This window comes from Sphingobium sp. TomTYG73, assembly GCF_055394245.1.
The window spans coordinates 509,019-527,111 of record NZ_AP027340.1 but is presented as its reverse complement, the minus strand read 5'-3'; the positions used below and the strand labels follow the sequence as shown (position 1 = coordinate 527,111).

At 62.5% G+C, this 18,093-nt stretch carries 12 protein-coding genes; 2 read left to right on the top strand and 10 right to left on the bottom strand.

Going from position 1 to position 18,093, the window contains the following annotated elements:
- Positions 1 to 26: 26 nt before the first annotated feature.
- The 7 genes from ACZ5TH_RS15270 to ACZ5TH_RS15240 form a co-directional block, all read right to left on the bottom strand.
- On the bottom strand, positions 27 to 1,463 hold the full coding sequence (locus ACZ5TH_RS15270) for a glutamate synthase subunit beta (protein WP_464795155.1): 1,437 nt from the start codon (positions 1,461 to 1,463) through the stop codon (positions 27 to 29).
- Positions 1,464 to 1,527: 64 nt separating this feature from the next.
- Entirely contained in the window at positions 1,528 to 6,174 is a 4,647-nt protein-coding gene (gltB, locus tag ACZ5TH_RS15265) for a glutamate synthase large subunit (protein WP_464795154.1), read from the bottom strand.
- 268 nt (positions 6,175 to 6,442) lie between these two features.
- On the bottom strand, positions 6,443 to 6,922 hold the full coding sequence (locus tag ACZ5TH_RS15260) for a VOC family protein (protein ID WP_464795153.1): 480 nt from the start codon (positions 6,920 to 6,922) through the stop codon (positions 6,443 to 6,445).
- A complete protein-coding gene (locus ACZ5TH_RS15255; RefSeq protein ID WP_464795152.1) occupies positions 6,919 to 8,265 on the bottom strand; it encodes a DUF1552 domain-containing protein in 1,347 nt (448 codons plus the stop codon). The genes ACZ5TH_RS15260 and ACZ5TH_RS15255 overlap by 4 nt, the downstream gene beginning before the upstream one ends.
- On the bottom strand, positions 8,265 to 9,962 hold the full coding sequence (locus tag ACZ5TH_RS15250; protein ID WP_464795151.1) for a DUF1592 domain-containing protein: 1,698 nt from the start codon (positions 9,960 to 9,962) through the stop codon (positions 8,265 to 8,267). Before ACZ5TH_RS15250 ends, ACZ5TH_RS15255 begins: the two co-directional genes overlap by 1 nt.
- Entirely contained in the window at positions 9,959 to 11,185 is a 1,227-nt protein-coding gene (locus ACZ5TH_RS15245) for a hypothetical protein (protein ID WP_464795150.1), read from the bottom strand. Before ACZ5TH_RS15245 ends, ACZ5TH_RS15250 begins: the two co-directional genes overlap by 4 nt.
- A 152-nt stretch (positions 11,186 to 11,337) precedes the next feature.
- A complete protein-coding gene (locus ACZ5TH_RS15240; RefSeq protein WP_464795149.1) occupies positions 11,338 to 12,132 on the bottom strand; it encodes an IclR family transcriptional regulator in 795 nt (264 codons plus the stop codon).
- A gap of 233 nt (positions 12,133 to 12,365) precedes the next feature.
- Between ACZ5TH_RS15240 and ACZ5TH_RS15235 the strand changes: the two genes are divergently transcribed.
- The gene (locus tag ACZ5TH_RS15235; protein WP_464795148.1) at positions 12,366 to 14,570 is read left to right on the top strand and encodes a ThuA domain-containing protein; all 2,205 of its coding nucleotides are present in this window, start codon (positions 12,366 to 12,368) and stop codon (positions 14,568 to 14,570) included.
- Positions 14,571 to 14,734: 164 nt separating this feature from the next.
- Positions 14,735 to 15,538 carry a cyclase family protein gene (locus ACZ5TH_RS15230; protein ID WP_464795147.1) on the top strand — a complete coding sequence of 268 codons (804 nt, stop codon included), beginning with the start codon at positions 14,735 to 14,737 and terminating at the stop codon, positions 15,536 to 15,538.
- A 52-nt stretch (positions 15,539 to 15,590) separates the two neighbouring features.
- Here ACZ5TH_RS15230 and ACZ5TH_RS15225 read toward each other — a convergent pair whose 3' ends face one another.
- Genes ACZ5TH_RS15225 through otnI form a run of 3 tightly spaced genes read right to left on the bottom strand, consistent with a single transcriptional unit; the run spans position 15,591 to position 18,089 of the window.
- Entirely contained in the window at positions 15,591 to 16,370 is a 780-nt protein-coding gene (locus ACZ5TH_RS15225; protein ID WP_464795146.1) for an SDR family NAD(P)-dependent oxidoreductase, read from the bottom strand.
- Positions 16,367 to 17,302 carry a 2-hydroxy-3-oxopropionate reductase gene (locus ACZ5TH_RS15220; protein WP_464795145.1) on the bottom strand — a complete coding sequence of 312 codons (936 nt, stop codon included), beginning with the start codon at positions 17,300 to 17,302 and terminating at the stop codon, positions 16,367 to 16,369. The genes ACZ5TH_RS15225 and ACZ5TH_RS15220 overlap by 4 nt, the downstream gene beginning before the upstream one ends.
- A 1-nt stretch (position 17,303) precedes the next feature.
- Positions 17,304 to 18,089 carry a 2-oxo-tetronate isomerase gene (otnI, locus tag ACZ5TH_RS15215; RefSeq protein WP_464795144.1) on the bottom strand — a complete coding sequence of 262 codons (786 nt, stop codon included), beginning with the start codon at positions 18,087 to 18,089 and terminating at the stop codon, positions 17,304 to 17,306.
- Positions 18,090 to 18,093: the final 4 nt, after the last annotated feature.

Below are 18,093 nucleotides of genomic sequence, written 5' to 3'. Positions count from 1 at the left end.
TTCACCGTCGCAATTGCCTTCAGCGCTTAACGAGGAAGGTCGCTGACGCCCATCAGGTGCAGATCGACTGCGCGAGCGCACTGTCGGCCCTCGCGAATGGCCCAGACGACCAGCGATTGGCCGCGGCGCATGTCGCCACAGGCGAACACCGACGTCTGGCTGGTGGCATAGTCGATCATGTTGGCCTTCACATTGCCGCGCGCATCGAGGTCGGCACCGGATTGTTCAACCATGCCTGCCTTGCGAGGGCCAACGAAGCCCATCGCCAAGAGGACGAGGTCGGCCTTCAGTTGGAATTCGCTGCCCGCGATTTCCTGCATCTTGCCGTCAACCCATTCGACGCGCACGCATTCGAGCGCCTCGATCTGGCCGTTCTTGCCGATCGCCCGCCGGGTGGTGACCGCCCAGTCGCGATCGCACCCTTCCTGATGAGAGGAAGACGTGCGCAACTTGAGCGGCCAATTGGGCCAGCTGAGCGACTTTTCCTCCCTCTCGGGTGGCTTTGACATGATCTCCAATTGGGTGACCGATGCTGCGCCCTGCCGGTTGGATGTGCCGACACAGTCCGAACCCGTGTCACCACCGCCGATGACGACGACATGCTTGCCCTGCGCGGACAAGGTGCCGCGCGGCGCGGCGCGCAGCTCATCGTCGCCCGCATTGCGCTTGTTCTGCTGCGTCAGGAATTCCATCGCCAGCCGCACGCCAGCCAGCTCGCTGCCCGGAATATCCAGCGTGCGCGGATGTTCGGCGCCACCGGACAGAACCACGGCGTCATAATTGCTACGCAGCGCATCCATCGAGATGGCGACGCCGATCTCCGTCGAAGTGCGGAATTCGACACCTTCCGCTTCCATCTGCTGGGCGCGGCGATTGATCAGGTGCTTTTCCATCTTGAAGTCGGGGATGCCGTAACGCAGCAATCCACCGACCCGGTCATTCTTTTCGAACACGGTCACGGTGTGACCAGCCCGTGCAAGTTGTTGCGCGCAGGCCAGGCCAGCGGGGCCGGAACCGACGACGGCAACACGCTTGCCGGTCTTGCGCGCTGGCAGCTGCGGTTCGATCCAGCCTTCACGCCAACCGCGATCGACGATTTCGCATTCGATCGACTTGATGGTGACGGGAGAGTCCACGATGTTCAGCGTGCAGCTCGCCTCGCACGGGGCGGGACAGACGCGGCCGGTGAATTCCGGGAAGTTATTGGTGCTGTGCAGCGTTTCCAGCGCCGTCTTCCAATCGTCTTCATAGACGAGGTGGTTCCAGTCCGGGATGATGTTGTTCACCGGACAGCCATTGTGACAGAAGGGAATGCCGCAGGCCATGCAGCGCGCGGCCTGGTCGCGGATCTCTTCCTTCGACAGCGGAACGATGAACTCGTTCCAGTGCTTCAGACGCTCTTCGGGCGCGGTGTAGCTGCGATCTTTGCGCTCAACCTCGAGGAAACCGGTGGGCTTGCCCAAACTCTTTCTCCAAACTTCTCAATCTTGTCGCATGCGAGGGAGCAATGCCCTCGCCCCATGAAGCCTATTCGGCGGCCACGGGGGCTACGGCAACGCGTTCATCTTCCATGCTCTGCAGAGCCTTGCGATAATCTTTCGGCATGACCCGGACGAAGTTCGCAAGCGTGCCCTGCCAGTCGGCCAGCAGCGCCTCGGCGCGTTCCGAACCCGTGTACAGCTTATGCCGCTCGAGCAGGATGCGCAGGCGGTCGGCGTCATGGCGAAGCATGTCGCCCATACCCCAATCATGCACGTCCACGCCGCGTTGCAGCGGACGGCCAAGGCCATCGTCGTCCGAAGCCATTGCCGGGATCGGATCGACATCGACCATCGCGGGATTGACCTTCGATTGGAAGCTGCCATCGGGATCGTAGACATAAGCGATGCCGCCAGACATGCCCGCCGCGAAGTTGCGGCCGGTTTGCCCGAGCACGACGACCACGCCGCCGGTCATATATTCGCAGCCATGATCGCCGACGCCCTCGACGACGGTGATCGCGCCCGAGTTGCGGACAGCGAAACGTTCACCACCAACGCCGCGGAAGAAGGCTTCGCCGGAGATCGCGCCATAGAGGACGGTGTTGCCAACGATGATATTGTCGGCGGGAACGCGCTTCGTATCTTCCGGCGGACGGACGATGATGCGGCCGCCGGACAAGCCCTTGCCTACATAGTCGTTCGCATCGCCGGTCAGGTCTAGCGTCACGCCGTGCGCCAGGAACGCGCCGAAGCTCTGGCCCGCAACGCCTTGCAGCTTCACCAGGATGCTGTTGTCGGGCAGACCGGCATGGCCAAAGCGACGGGCGACCTCACCCGACAGCATTGCGCCGACGGTGCGGTTGACGTTGCGGATCGGCCGCTCGATGCGAACCGGATCGCGCCTTTCCAGCGCGTCCATCGACGCCTTGATCAATTCCTGATCAAGCGCAGCATCCAGACCATGATCCTGCCCTTCGGTGTTGCGCAGGACCAGATTCTGATCGGGCGAGACCTGATGGAGCAGGCGGCTGAGATCGACACCCTTCGCCTTCCAGTGATCGATGGCGTCGCGCATGTCGAGCCGATCGACGCGGCCGACCATTTCCTCGATCGTGCGGAAACCGAGCTGCGCCATGATGGTACGCAGTTCTTCCGCGACGAAGAAGAAATAGTTGATCACATGTTCCGGCTGGCCAGTGAAACGCTTGCGCAGTTCGGGGTCCTGGGTTGCGACGCCGACCGGGCAAGTGTTGAGGTGGCACTTGCGCATCATGATGCAGCCCGCCGCGATCAGCGGGGCGGTGGCGAAGCCGAACTCGTCCGCGCCGAGCAAGGCGCCGATGGCCACGTCGCGACCGGTCCGAAGACCGCCATCGACCTGCACGGCGATACGGGTGCGCAGGCCGTTGAGCAGCAGCGTCTGCTGGGTTTCGGCAAGGCCGATTTCCCATGGGCTACCCGCATGGGTCAGCGACGTCAGCGGCGACGCGCCGGTGCCGCCTTCATAGCCAGAGATGGTGACATGGTCCGCCCGCGCCTTGCTGACGCCCGCCGCGACCGTGCCCACGCCGACTTCCGACACCAGCTTCACGGAGATGCGGGCGACCGGATTGACGTTCTTCAGGTCGTGGATCAGCTGCGCCAGATCCTCGATCGAATAGATGTCATGGTGCGGCGGCGGCGAGATGAGGCCGACGCCCGGCGTTGAGTGCCGCGTCTTGCCGATGGTCTTGTCGACCTTGTCACCCGGCAGCTGACCACCTTCGCCGGGCTTCGCGCCCTGCGCCATCTTGATCTGCACATCGTCGGCATTGACCAGATATTCGGTCGTCACGCCGAAGCGGCCGGAGGCCACCTGCTTGATCGCCGAGCGCATGGAATCACCATTAGGCAACGGGGTGAACCGCTTGGGATCCTCGCCGCCCTCGCCCGTGTTCGACTTGCCGCCGATACGGTTCATGGCGACGGCCAAGGTGGTGTGGGCTTCCCAGCTGATCGACCCATAGCTCATCGCGCCAGTCGCGAAACGCTTCACGATAGCACTGGCCGGTTCGACCTCTTCAAGCGGAATAGCCTGATCCGCGAACCTGAACTTCATGAGGCCGCGAATGGTCAGCAGCCGCTCATTCTGCTGATTGATGGACGCGGCGAAGACTTCATATTCCTTCGGATTGTTGCCACGCACCGCATGCTGGAGCGACGCGACGCTCTGCGGCGTCCAGGCATGTTCCTCGCCACGGACGCGATAGGCATAGGCGCCGCCGACATCCAGCATGTTGCGGTAGATCGGATTGTCGCCGAACGCCTCACGATGGCGATTGACTGTTTCCTCCGCGATCTCGGCAAGGCCGATGCCCTCAATGGTGGTCGCGGTGCCGGTGAAATAGCGTTCGAGGAAAGCGGAGTTGAGGCCGACCGCGTCAAAGATCTGCGCGCCGCAATAGCTCTGATAGGTCGAAATGCCCATCTTGGACATGACCTTCAGGATGCCCTTGCCGACCGCCTTGATATAGTTTTTCTGAACTTCGTAGGCGGACAGCGGCAGGTTCTGCTTAACGCGGATCTGCTCAAGCGTCTCGAACGCGAGATAGGGGTTAACCGCCTCCGCGCCATAACCGGCAAGGACGCAGAAATGATGCACTTCGCGCGCTTCGCCGGTTTCGACAACCAGGCCGGTCTGCATGCGCAGGCCCTGGCGGATGAGGTGATGGTGGACCGCTGCGGTTGCCAACGCGGCCGGGATGCCGATGCGCTCGGCTGAAACGTTGCGGTCGGACAGGATCAGGATGTTCTGGTCCGCGAGCACCGCTTCAGTCGCTTCGTTACAGATGCGATCGAGCGCGCGCTCCAGACCGGCGGCTCCTTCCGTCGTCGGCCAGCTGATGTCGATCGTCTGCGTGCGGAACGCACCGTCCAGCGCATCATGGATGCCGCGAATTTTGGCAAGGTCTTCGTCGGTCAGCACCGGCTGAAGAGTTTCCAGCCGCTTGTGCGTGCCAGCATGATGGCCAAGCAGGTTCGGACGCGGGCCGATCATCGACACCAGGCTCATCACCAGTTCCTCGCGGATCGGGTCGATCGGCGGGTTGGTGACCTGGGCGAAATTCTGCTTGAAATAGTCGTAGAGCAGCCGCGATTTTTGGCTGAGCACGGCGATAGGCGTGTCGATGCCCATGGACCCGATCGGGTCTTCCGCATTGCGCGCCATCGGCTCCAGGAACTTCAGCACGTCTTCCTGGGTGTAGCCAAACGCCTGCTGACGATCGAGGAACGCCGCCGCGTCGTTGCCGCACGATGGCAGCAGGTCCTCGCCAAGGGTCGCGGGCAGCTCTTCCAGCTTGTACTGCGTTTCCTTCAGCCACTCCTCATAGGGATGTTCATCCGCGAGTTGGGCCTTGATCTCCTCGTCCTCGATGATGCGGCCTTGCTCCAGGTCGATGAGCAGCATCTTACCCGGCTGAAGCCGCCACTTGCGGACGATATTTTCTTCCTTGAAGGGCAGGACGCCGCTTTCCGATGCCAGCACGATATGATCGTCATCTGTCACGATGAAGCGCGCCGGACGCAGGCCGTTGCGGTCCAGCGTCGCGCCAATCTGGCGGCCGTCGGTGAAAGCGATGGCGGCGGGGCCGTCCCACGGCTCCATCAGCGCGGCGAAATATTCGTAGAAGGCCTTACGCTTCGGGTCCATCAGCGGATTGCCCGCCCATGCTTCCGGGATCAGCATCATTACCGCCTGCGCCAGCGGATAGCCACCGGCGACCAGCAGTTCGAGCGCATTGTCGAGGCAAGCCGTGTCCGACTGACCATGCGGAATCAGCGGCCACATCTTGTCGAGGTCCGCGCCCAGCAGCGGGGATTCGAGCGTGCGGCGGCGCGCGTTCATCCAGTTCACATTGCCGCGAACCGTGTTGATCTCGCCATTATGCGCGATGAAGCGATAGGGGTGCGCGAGCTTCCACGAGGGGAAGGTGTTGGTCGAAAAGCGCTGGTGGACGAGCGCCAATGCCGACTGGGTCAACGGATTGCGCAGATCGTCATAGAAGCTGCCGACCTGATCGCAGAGGAGCAGCCCCTTGTAGACGACGGTGCGGGTGGAGAAGGACGGCACGTAGAAATCGGCCAGCGCCTCCAGCCCCTGCTTCTGCGACAATTCCTTCAGCGGATTTTGCGTCTGCTTGCGGATGGCGAGCAGCTTGCGCTCGAACGCGTCCTGATCCTTCGTTCCGGCGCCTCGGCCCACGAAGCACTGACGGATGGTCGGCATCTCGTCCAGCACCGTCTGGCCCAGCCCGTCGAGGGTCACCGGCACGTCGCGCCAACCCAGGAGGACCTGGCCTTCCTTCAGGATAAAGCGCTCAAGCTGCTGCACGGCGGCGGCTTCGGCATCCCCGTCACGCGGCAGGAAGCACATGGCAACACCATAATCGCCGGGCTGCGGCAGATCGATGCCCGCGCCGGTGGCCCAATCGCGATACAGCGAATCAGGAATCTGAATCAGAATGCCCGCGCCGTCACCCACCAAAGGGTCCGCGCCGACTGCGCCACGATGGTCGATATTGCGCAGAATGTCCAAGCCACGAAGAACAATATCGTGGGTTTTTAATCCCTTTATGTTGGCGATGAAGCCGACGCCGCATGCGTCATGCTCATTACCGGGATCATATAAACCTTGCTTGCTTGGGTAAGCCATTCACATTCCATTCCGTGCGATCTTGCGAGCGCGCCATTACACGCGCGGCGGACGGCAGGGAATAGCTTTGGCGCGATTCCCCGACGGCGATCGATCAAAAAATCCGCATTTTAAGCAGAATCGGGCGAACTTGTCTGCGCACAGTCCGCCACCTGACCGTTCGAATCGGCCATAAATGTCTCATGCAATGCTGACAATAGGCGAGAGAAGGTCGTTCCTGAAGAGGTGGAACACAGCTCGCCACTGCTCGCCACGCCTTCAGACACCCCTATTGACCCCGCAATTGCACAAGTTCCACGATTACGTCATCGGCATCGCGCACGACGCTGTTGATCACCGGCCCCTTCTCGTCGGCCGCAGCGATCCTGACGATAGGAAAACCCGCCTTCTGCACGCGCAGCGCGGCGGCCCGACTGTCACTGACCCGAATGCCGACCTTCGCCCCCATCGAACGGTTCTGGGTGGCGTTCGGTTTCCCATAATGAATGAGGATCAACAGCGGTTCGCTGGACCGGGGATCACCGGAAAAATTGAATGCGATTTTTTCGGCAGGATCACCCGGCTTGCTGATCGTAAAGACCGGCTTCATGCCGAGCGCGTCGACATAGAAGGATCGGGCGCGGGCCATGTCGGCCACCTCCAGCGACAGGAAACTGAACCCTGACATCGTAGGCTGACCTTGCGTCTGCGCGTAAGCGGGCGCTGTTGCCAGCAGCGCGGACAGGGCAATCATCGCGACGCGCTTCATGCCATGATCTCCGACAAGCTGCGCGACGTGCGCATAGCGTCCGTGCCCCAGGCATCGACGGGAACCCCCATCAGTTGTTGCATGGTGAGGCCGACGCGCGAAATCGGGTCGCCCTGCCCTGCTATATGGATGCCGCTCTTCACCTTCCCGCCTGCCCGTCCGGCCAGCATTACGGGAATGCCGTTCACATCGTGGTTCTTCGCGTAGCTGACCTCGGAATGAGCGACGACCAGCATATTGTCGAGCAAGGTGCCGTCCCCTTCCTTCACCGCCGACATTGCCGTTACGAAGTCGGCCCATCCCTGCATGCTCTGCGTGGAAAAGGCATCGACCGTTGGCTGGTAGCCCTTCGTGCGGTCCACCTGTTCCTCATGCGTAGCCTGATGATAAGCGGTGGGCGATCCAGCCTGCCGCAGGTCGGCGGTGGCGGTGGAAAAGACCATGTTGAACACCTTTGTCTGGTTGCAGGCGACGGCCATCGCCAGCAGTTCCGCCATCAGCTTGTGCGACTGCTGGCGGGCGGTGACGTCCGTGCTGGCGGGCAGGTCGGCAGGCTGTGTCGGCACGACGCACGCCTCGGCCCGGGGCGGCTTTTCCAGTTGCAGCGCCAGCTTGTTCTCGACTTCACGGATGGAGGTGAAGTAGCTGTCCACCCGCGCCTTGTCCTCCGCCCCCAGCTTGCCCAGCATCCTGCGGCGCTCGTCGGTCACGGCGGACAAGACGCTGCGACGCGCCATCACCTTGGGGTCGGGGGTGAATTCCGCCGCATTGGGATCGCGGAAATCCGCGCCAAATATGCGGCGGTACAGTTCCATGGGCGATGCGACGCTGGGGTTCATTTCCGTCCCGCTGCGATAGGAAAAACTGGTGCGCGCATTGCCGTCGGCACTCAGTTCCAGGCTGCGGAACAGCGTACCCGCGCCGATCGCGTCCGCAATGCTGACGTCGAATGTCGGACCGACGAGCTGCTGCCATGTGTCGCTGGGCGTCCCCGTTCGAAGGCCCACATTGCCCGAGATATGCGGCTGATTGCTCTTGCCGCCCAAGGTGACACCGAAGCCTGAAAGGACGGAAACCTTGTCCTGCACCGGCTTGATCGGCACGAGTTCAGGCGGCAGGTCGTAATTGGCGCCAGCCGTCTTGGGGTTCCAGCGATCGGGGATCATCCCACAGCCCCAGAACCATGTGCCAAAGCGCACCGGTAAGCGGCCGCCTCCATAGGTCGCGGCCACCGCCGCGCCATTATTGTCCAGGAAATAGTCGAGGAACGGCAGGCCCACGGCCACCGCGCCGCCGCTGAGCATGCCGCGCAACAAAAAGCCGCGCCTGTCGAACTGCGTCATCAACCTTTCCTTCCTGACGATGGCTTGCCCGCGATCCGGGATGCCACTGGCGCCCGCACAGCGAAGAATTGGGGATCGATGACGATCCGCCGGAACAGCGGCCGGATGCGAAATCCAGCATGGGCGAAATCGTCATGCAGGCGCGTCGTCAAAGGCTCTTCGGACGGAAGCAGCGACCGCCCCGCCGCGTAACGCCACGCCGATTGCGCCACGCACTGCGTCACCTTTGGATTGTCATGCAACGCCTTGCCCAGACCCGCGCTGTCGGTGAACGACACCTTGTCCAGCATGCCCGTCGTGTCGATCGGCACGCCATTTTCCGTAGGCCGAAACTGTCCAGCGCCGTCGAAACTGTCCAGCGTCAGCCCCATCGGGTCAGTCAGCTTATGGCAGCTCGCGCATTCCTCATCGTCGAGATGCGCCTTCAATCGCTCGCGCGTAGTGCGGAAGGCGGGATTGCTCGTGTCCTGAACGATTGTGAAGTTCACATTGGCGGGCGGGGTCGGCACATGTTCGCACATCAGCACTTCGCGCAGCGCTTTGCCGCGCAACGTGGGCGAGGACCGCCCCTCATGGGAATGGAGCGCCAGAAAGCTGATCTGCGTCAGCAGCCCGACGCGCGGATCCTGATCCGGCAAGGTGATCATCGACCAGTCGCGCGGGCCATAGGGTATGCGATAGAGCGGGCTCAACTGCCGGTTCATCGCCACCCGGCGGGTGGTGAACAGGTCGCGATAATCGCCATTTTCCTCCACCAGCAGTGTCGTGATGGTGCGCAGCGTCTGTTCCCGCGCGGCGGGCGCGGCGAAAGAACGGAAGGCCGGGTAGATGATCCCGTCCTTGGACAGCGACATCATCCCTTCCAACTGGAGGAAATCGTCGAAGAAGGACCGCACGCCGGTTTCAAACCGGGGAGAGGCCATCAGCCTATCGACCTGTCGGATAAGCCCCGCCTTCGTCATCAGGCTACCGTCGGCCGCCGCCTGCAGCAGCTGTTCGTCTGGCGTGCTGTTCCACAGGAAGTAGCTGAGCTTGCTGGCGCGCGACCAGGCATCGATCGTCTGCCCGCCCGGAGCACTGGGGTCGGCCACCTCCCGGTCGGTCTGGAACAGGAAGGGCAGGTCCGACAGCATCGCCGTCAGCATGATCGCCAGCCCGCCGTGGAAATCCTTGAGCGTGGCTGACGCCGCCAGCGTCTGGGCAACGGCGAGCTTCACCTCCCCGTCAGTCAGCGGCCGACGGTAGATCCTGAGGCCCACCCGTTTGAAGAAATCCGCCGCGCAGGCCGCGCCTTGCGGATCGGATGCTGACGGCGCGCACCCGACCAGCCGGTCACGATGTTTCGCATCGACTACCTGTTCGGCGATGCCGCGCGCGATCTGCTCATATTGCTCCGCCCCCGCGGGGGTCAGCGACACCGCGCTGGTGCCCGCCGCCAGCAAACCGCCGACCCGCATGTCCGGTTCGAACCGACCGCTCACCTTGATGTCAGGCCCGAATATATCGGCGATAGTCGCGCGATATTGTGCCTCGGTCAGCCGCCGGAACTTGGGCACCTGAGGTTGCTGCGCCTGCTGCCGGGCTGGCGCATCCGCCTGTCCGGCGCTGGCGGCCATCAGAATTGCGCCGATGGAACAGAGCGCCGTGACTGCGGACAGCGCGCGAAGGACGCGGGATGAGATCACAGGCCCGCTCACTGCTGCACTCCTTGTGCCACTTGCTGCGGTTTGATCAGGAAGACGGGCACGCCCTTGAACCGCAATGCCGATGAAATGGCCGTGTTACGTCCCGTCTTCGGGTCAGGGAAGGCATCGGCATAGCGGCGCACCGCCTTGATCAGCGCGGGGCAGGACATGCGCGTCAGATTGGCGCCCACCTGGGTCGATTGATGATAATTGTCCTCGATGCTCGCCAAAGTGTGATAGCCGTAAATGCCACCCTCTATGGCTTCGCCCGGCTTGATCTTCGCCTGAATGCGCGCCTGCCGGACCTCGCGATAGCTGTCGATGATCTGCTCACGCAACCGCAACCGTAAGTCGAACGGTTCAGTTAGCAGTTCGCCGTTGCGGATTTTTCCCTTGGCCTGCGCCATGAAGCGGCGATCCGGATCAACATCCAGACTGGCCCATGCCAGCGGCTTTCCCGCACCCGACAATTCCAAAGGATTGGCGCTGGCATAAAGGCGCACCGTCACATCATCGTCGTTGACCGGATCATCGACGCTGCTGACCTCGACCAGCGTGGGCGACGACATCGATGTGATCACCTCGTCCGCCACCTTGGGCGTACCGAAATCACGCGTGGAAAAAGTGCATCCCACCGCCCGGATCAGCTGGTTATCGACGCCCGGCTTCTTATCGGGGCTGACATAATCGTCTTTGCTCGCGCGGCCGTCCAGATCGATGCCGTAGGCGATTGGCCCGCGATAATCCTCATTCCCCTTTTCCATGAAGGGGAAGTCTTCCGGATTGGTGCAGCTGTCATAGGCGAAACGGGTGCCCAGGAAGGCAGCCGTGCCCTTCCCCTTCGGTATATGATATTTCTGGCGCAAGGCTTCCTGTTCCGCTTCGCTCAGTTGAGCCATGCTGCCGTTTGAACCGGAAGGCTTGCCGGTAGGCACCATTTTGAAGCCCAGCCGCTGGCCCATCAGATTGTGCAAGTTCTGCACTTTGTCGGGCGCCTCATATTTCGCGCGCTCGGCGCGCGGCAGGGTTTTCAGGAACAAGTCGGACGAACTGAGCGACAGCGCGCGACACGCCTTTTCATCTTCGTAAGCCGCGACATAGACGTTCGTCATCGCAAAAGAAAAGCTCTGCGGCTGCGGCTGCGGCGCGGACGCGCCAATCGCCATCATGCTGCTCACTACCAGCAATCCCGCCGCGACCCGCCTGTCGCGCACATGGGATCTCATATCTTTCATCACCCTCTCCTGCCGCCCGCGCTGTTACGCCGGTGTTTCTTCGTCCGTTATCACGCAGCCGCGCAGGTGCCCGCCACGGCGTTACTGTTCACCGAAGCGGCAGAAATGATCCGAAATGTCTGGTAAGGCTGGCTTTAGACAGATCAGGCTGATCAGAAACTCTGCATCGCGATTTCCACACTCATCCGATGCGCCGCGCTGATCAACGCAGGCCCCAACTCGTCCAGCCGGGCGCGGGTCAGATGAGAAGACCGGTCCGAAATCGACAGTGACCCCTTGGGCAGCCCGTAGCGGTCCTTGACCACCGCCGCAACGCAGCGCAGCCCGTCGCTATGCTCTTCGTCGTCCAGCGCATATCCGCGCGCCCTGATCTGCGCCAACTCGCTGCGCAGACGGTCCCCGTCGATGATGCTACGCGCTGTGCGGGCCTTGAGCGGCGTGCTGTCCAGATAGCGATCGAACTCCGGCCGGGACCATTGCGCCATCAGCACCTTGCCCGACGCCGTGCTATGCAGCGGCAGCACAGCACCCGGCCGCGCCGCAGTCTGGCGAAAACCGTTGGTCGCGGCCTGCCCGACATAACAGACACCCGCCCCCTCGGGCACGGCGATGTTCACGCAATGCTGTACTTCCGACATCAGTGACCGCATGATCGTGTGGCCCAACTGGCCCAAGTCCCGCGTCTGAGCGAAAACCGCACCCACGGTGAAGGCCTGGACACCGACCGACCAGCCATTTTTCCGCCGGTCGAAAGCGACATAGCGCAACGCTTCCATGGTCGTCAGCAGGCGATGGGTAGTAGATCGCGGCAGGCCCACGGCACGGGAAAGGTCGCTGAGCGTCATATGATCGCTCTTGGCCAATTCATCGAGAATGCCGAATGCCCGCACCAGCGACTGGACTCGCCCAAGCAGACCGTCCTCCGGCTCTTGCTGACTATCGGTCACATCCTGTTCCTCGCCCTGCTGAGCTGTCGTCGCGCGAACGCCAGCCTTAGAGAAACTGGTATGACCTGTTTGCTCGCCTTTGTCGATATGCTTTGCGTCGGGCTTCGATCGGCCCTTATCCATCATCCGCGTGCGGGGAACATCAGGTCGGCATCGCCGTCCCACATCATGGGATGATCGATTGTGGATCGACGGCCTTGGGCTAAGGATCGGGCAAAGCTGAGGAGAGGACCATGCCCGACATCTTGCCGCTCGATCGCCGCACGGCATTGACGTTGGGGGCCGGTGCGCTGCTGTCCAGTATTGAGCCCGCCTTTGCCCGCAAAATCGGACAAAGCGGCGCGCCGGACTGGGCGAGCGAAACTATGCGTTGGTTCCAGCTTGCCTTTACCGAAGATGATCCGGGCCGTTACGATCAGGCCTTCTGGATCGAATATTTCCAGCAGATTCACGCCGATGGCGTCTGCCTGAGCGCTGGGGGAGGCATCGCCTTCTACCCAACGGCCATTCCCTATCATGGCATGGCGCAGGGCATCGGCAAGGGCGTGAACCCGTTCGGCGACATGGTCGCTGCGTGCAAGAAGCTGGGCATGCGCGTGCTCGCCCGTATCGATCCGCACGCAATGAACGCGGCCGCCGCCGCTGCCCATCCCGAATGGGCGTTGACCGGCCCGGATGGCAAGATCAAGCGCCATGGCAGCGCCCCGGACCTGACCCTGACCTGCGCCTATGGCCCCTATAATTTCGAGCTGATGCCCAAGGTGATCGAGGAAATCGCCCAGCGCTATCCGGTGGATGGCTTTTTCGGCAACCGCTGGAACGGCAGCGGCACCTGTTATTGCCAAAGCTGCCGGACGCTCTACCGCGCCGCATCGGGGCAGGAAATTCCAGCCGATCCCGATCCTTCCAAACCGGAAGGGCGGCGATACGCCACCTGGGTTGAAGATCGGCTCTTCGCCCTCATGGACCTTTGGAACGCGGCCGCGCGCAAGCACCGGCCCCAGACCTTCTTCATCCCCGGCGGTGACCGCCGGGGACTGGTCGATCTGAACGGCCCCGCCCTGTCGAAGCGACTTCCGCTCGCCTTTTGCGATCGCCAGGCACGCTCGTCCGACGATTCGGGCTGGGGCACGGGTCCCGAGGTCTGGGGTGCGGGCCGCTACACCCGCGAACTGCGCGCGTTCATGAAGGACAAACCGGTCGGCCATATCATCTCCGTGGGAGTGGAAGAGGCCTATCGCTGGAAGGATTCGGTGCAAAGCCCGGCCGAAATCCGAATCTGGGCCGCTGGCGCGATCGCTCAGGGCGCGCGTCCTTGGATCACCAAGTTCAATGCCAAGCCGCTCGACCTCCGCTGGATGGACGTGGTCCGGCAGATCTACAGCTGGCACCACGCCAACGAAGCCTATCTGCGCAACAGCGGCAATCTGGCGCGGGTCGCGATCGTCCATTCGCCCAGGACGACTGCCTATCTGGGTGGCTGGAATCAGCGTGGGCAGCTGGAGGGTCATTCGCGCGGTTTTTACCAGGCTGCGCTTGAATCGCGCGTGCCCTTCGACCTCATCGACGAGGATTTTCTGGACGAAACCAGCCTATCGCGCTTCCGCACCATCATTCTCGCCAATGCGGCGGTGCTGTCTGACGCGCAATGCGATCAGATACGCGCGTTTGTGAAGCGGGGTGGCAACGTGATCGCCACCTATCAGACCTCACTCTATGATGGGGACGGACGGCAGCGGGCGGACTTCGGCCTTGCGGACCTTTTTGGTTCCTCCGCCGCCGGAAAGGCCGAAGGACCGCTCAAGAACGCTTATCTCACCTTGCGTCATGCCCACCCGGCCATAGCGGGGCTAAGCGACATTAACCGCACCATCGGCCCACTTTACCGCCAGCCTGTCACTGCGCGCGATCAAGCAGACGTCGCATTGACATTGGTGCCCAGCTATCCCGACCTTCCGATGGAGCGGGTGTTCACCGACAAGACGGAGACCAACCTGCCGATGGCGATCTGCCGTCAAGTCGGCCGTGGCCGCGTCGCCTATCTGCCCATGGACATCGATCGCACCTTTGCAGAGCTTGGTCATGGCGATCACCTGACACTGCTACGCGCAATGCTCGACTGGACCCATCACGAGGCGCATCCGCTACAGATCGAAGGCCCCGGCCTGCTGGACATCGCTTGCTGGCGCCAGGATAAATCGATGACCGCGCATCTGGTCAATCTCAACAACCCCATGACAATGCGGGGCAGCTATCGCGAGGCAATCAGGACCGGTCCCTACCGGGTCCGCATGCAACTGCCACGAGGCAAAGGCGCTGCGCAGGCCCGGCTGCTGACCGCCGGAATGGCTGTGCCACACCGGGCGGCAGACGGTTGGGTCGAAGTCGATGTGCCGTACATCGACTTCCATGAAGTTGTCGCGATCGACTTAATTTAAGAGCGGACACTTCTGCAAACCTAAACTCCGTTCGCCCTGAGCCTGTCGAAGGGCTCTACTTCTTTGAAGAACAAGAAGAGGCTTCGACAAGCTCAGCCCGAACGCGGTTGAGATGATCCCATATAACTCAGGTCGCTTTCGACCAAGAAAAGGAACAAGCCGCGATGATCGACCGCCGCGACATGCTAGCCCTGAGCGCATTGGGCGTTCTTGCCCTGGGCACAGCCTCCGCCGCCGATGCTGCTGCCATAACCCCCGATCAGACCAGTCTTTCCCTGCACGGACGCCAACTGCACATCCTCGACCTCACGCACAAGCTGACGCGGGCCTTCGCCTTCACCCCTGGCCGCCTGACCATGGAGGCCGTGGAAGGATCGGGAACGAAAGCAGGGATGGCGCTCAACCGCATATCGATCGTCGAACATACCGGCACGCATCTCGACGCCCCCCGCCATTTCGCGCCTGATGGGGCATCGGTCGGCGACATACCAGTCAGCCAGTTGATCGTTCCACTCGTCGTGATCGACATAAGGGACAAGGTCAAAACTGATCGCGACGCCCGAGTGGACCCGCGCGATATCACCGCTTGGGAGCGCCGCCACAGCCGCATCCCGGCAGGTTCCTGCGTCGTCATGCTGTCAGGCTGGGATCCGCTGAGCGCCTTTTCCGGCTATGGCAGCCTGCCCCCCGCCGAACGGCGCAAGAGCCCCGGCTTCGATCCTGCCGTAATGGACATTCTGATGAAGCGGGATGTGCGTGGCATCGGCGTCGATACCATGTCAATCGATGCGGGTGAGGCGATGCCCGCCTTCCCCGTTCATCAGGCATGGCTGCGCAGCGGACGCTGGGCGTTGGAGGGGCTGGCCAATCTCGACCGCGCACCTGCTGCGGGCGGGTTGCTGTTCGCAGGCGTCGCGCCGCTGGAAAACGCCACCGGCATGCCCGCGCGCGTGATCGCGCTCTTTTGAACAAGCGCTGCGGCGCCCGCCGGTGCAGAAGCGAGCGCCACAATCAGTGTCGTCAAGCGCGCATCATCGATCCGCCATTGACGTCATAGATTGCACCGTTGATCCAACGGCCATCCTCAGACAACAGCATTGCGACGACGCCAGCATGGTCTTCAGATTGGCCCAGCCGGGTGTGCGGCGTGCGCGCCATGAAATAGTCGGCCCACTTGGTGGCTTCCTCGGCGTTCGCTTCCATCGCCGCCTTCATCTCGCCGGTCACGGTGAAACCGGGCGCGAGCACATTGGCGGTGATGCCTTCCTTGCCCCAGCGCGCACCGACGTGGCGCGCCAGCGCATTCACGCCCGCCTTCGCCATGGCATAGCAGGGCCGCGTCGGTTCACCACCATGCGCCGAGCCGGAGCTGGTGTAGACAATCGCGCCCTTACCGCTCTTAACGAGGTGCGGCACCACCGCGCGGGTGCACAGCAGGTGGCCGCGCAGGTTCACCGCGATCGTGCGGTCAAATGTGGAAAGGTCGATGGCCAGCGCGTCGCTATCCTCCATGATAACGCGCAGGTCTGCCGCATTGATATGCGCCCCGTCGAGGCCGCCGAAGCGGTTCACCGCCTCCTCTGTCGCTTTGTGCACCGATGCCTCGTCGGAAATATCGACATGGACCGCAAAGGTTTCGCCGCCCGCTTCCTGCGCCACCTGCGTCGCGCCCTCAATGTTGATGTCGGCCGCGCAGACCCGCGCGCCCTCTTCAGCTAGGCGCTTCACAGTGGCAGCGCCGATGCCGGTCGCGCTGCCGAACACGATGATACGGCGGTCTTTGAGACGATTGTTGGTCATGAGCATCCTCCGGAAAAGCTGTTGGCGTCGGAAACGTCGTTAATTGAGTAACCACTCACCATGTGGTTAGCAGCTCGTTCGAGCGCCGTCACCATCGCGCTGTGATCCTTTTCCGCATCGCCGTGCGCTACGCAACTGTTGAAAAGTTGCTGCGCATTTGCCGTTGCGGGCAGCGCAACTCCCAGTGAACGCGCACCTGAGAGCGCCAGATTCAAATCCTTCTGGTGGAGCCGGATGCGAAAGCCGGGGTCGAAGGTTCGGTCGATCATCCGCTGGCCATGCACCTCCAGAACGCGCGATGCCGCAAAGCCGCCCATCAACGCTTCGCGCACCCGCGCCGGGTCCGCGCCCGCCTTTGAAGCGAAGACCAGCGCCTCGGAAACGGCTTCGATATTCAGCGCGACGATGATCTGGTTGGCGACCTTGGTCACCTGTCCCGCGCCAACGTCACCCACCAGCGTGATGCTCTTTCCCATCAGTTCCAGCAGCGGCCGGACCTTTTCAAACACATCCGCCTTGCCACCGCACATTATGGTAAGCGCCGCGTTTTTGGCCCCCACCTCACCGCCGGAAACCGGCGCATCGACATAGGCGCAGCCTAGCGTCTCGATCCGCTCCGCAAAGTCGCGCGTCGCGATCGGGTCGATGGAGCTCATGTCGATGACGATCGTGCCGGGCTTCAACCGCTGCGCCGCACCGTCCGCGCCGAACAGCACGCGTTCGACGTCCGGCGTGTCGGGCAGCATCAGGATCAGGCACTCCACCGTCGCCGCCACCTCCGCAGGCGTGGCGCAGGCGACCGCACCGCCTTCGCGCAACTCATTCGGCATCGGCGTGCGGTTGGCGCAACTGTAGATCGCATGGCCCGCCGCCTGTAGATGCCCGGCCATGGGACGGCCCATGATGCCAAGGCCGATGAAACCGATCTTCATGTCACGCTCTCCCGGATGTCAGATAATCACGCGCCCAGCCAAGGCCCGCCTTCGTATCGCCCCCAGGCCGGTATTCGCATCCGATCCACCCGCCATAGCCCAGCGCGTCGATGTGGCTCAGCAGCCAGAGATAATTGATCTCGCCCGTGCCGGGTTCGGCGCGGCCCGGATTGTCGGCTAGCTGCATATGGCCAATGCGAGGCAGCAACCGCTCAATCGTGCGGGCAAGGTCCCCTTCCATGATCTGCATATGATAAATGTCATACTGCAGGCGAACATTTGCGCGACCCGCCTCGTCGATCACTGACAGCGCCGCGTCGGTCGTGCCATAGAAATAGCTGGGGATATCGACGCGCGTGTTGATCGGCTCGATCAATATCTCGATGCCATCGGCCGCCGCCAGATCGGCTGTGTAAGCGATATTGTCCACCAATGCAGTCCGGCACTCCGCGCTCGCAGGCGCCTTCCCCGCCATCAGATGCAGGCGTGGGCAGCCCAGCACATTGGCATAGTCCAGCCCTTTAGCGACGCCCGCGCGAAACTCCTCCACGCGATCGGACAGCGCCGCGATGCCGCGCTCTCCGCCAGCCCAATCGCCAGCGGGCAGGTTGAACAGCACGACCTCCAGCCGGCATCGCCGCGCCCGTTCAGCTACCTCTCCCGCGCCATGATCATAGGGAAACATGAACTCGACGCCGGAAAAGCCAGCCTCCGCCGCCGCATCGAAGCGGTCGAGAAAGGGCAGGTCCTGGAACATCATCGACAGATTGGCGGCCAGCTTGACCATGTCT

What these genes read in the sequence shown, in the direction of transcription:
- gltB (WP_464795154.1), bottom strand. Translation starts at nt 6,174, where the DNA reads ATGGCTTACCCAAGCAAGCAAGGTTTATATGATCCCGGTAATGAGCAT.
- ACZ5TH_RS15260 (WP_464795153.1), bottom strand. Translation starts at nt 6,922, where the DNA reads ATGAAGCGCGTCGCGATGATTGCCCTGTCCGCGCTGCTGGCAACAGCG.
- ACZ5TH_RS15255 (WP_464795152.1), bottom strand. Translation starts at nt 8,265, where the DNA reads ATGACGCAGTTCGACAGGCGCGGCTTTTTGTTGCGCGGCATGCTCAGC.
- ACZ5TH_RS15245 (WP_464795150.1), bottom strand. Translation starts at nt 11,185, where the DNA reads ATGAAAGATATGAGATCCCATGTGCGCGACAGGCGGGTCGCGGCGGGA.
- ACZ5TH_RS15235 (WP_464795148.1), top strand. Translation starts at nt 12,366, where the DNA reads ATGCCCGACATCTTGCCGCTCGATCGCCGCACGGCATTGACGTTGGGG.
- ACZ5TH_RS15230 (WP_464795147.1), top strand. Translation starts at nt 14,735, where the DNA reads ATGATCGACCGCCGCGACATGCTAGCCCTGAGCGCATTGGGCGTTCTT.
- ACZ5TH_RS15225 (WP_464795146.1), bottom strand. Translation starts at nt 16,370, where the DNA reads ATGACCAACAATCGTCTCAAAGACCGCCGTATCATCGTGTTCGGCAGC.
- ACZ5TH_RS15220 (WP_464795145.1), bottom strand. Translation starts at nt 17,302, where the DNA reads ATGAAGATCGGTTTCATCGGCCTTGGCATCATGGGCCGTCCCATGGCC.
- otnI (WP_464795144.1), bottom strand. Translation starts at nt 18,089, where the DNA reads ATGGTCAAGCTGGCCGCCAATCTGTCGATGATGTTCCAGGACCTGCCC.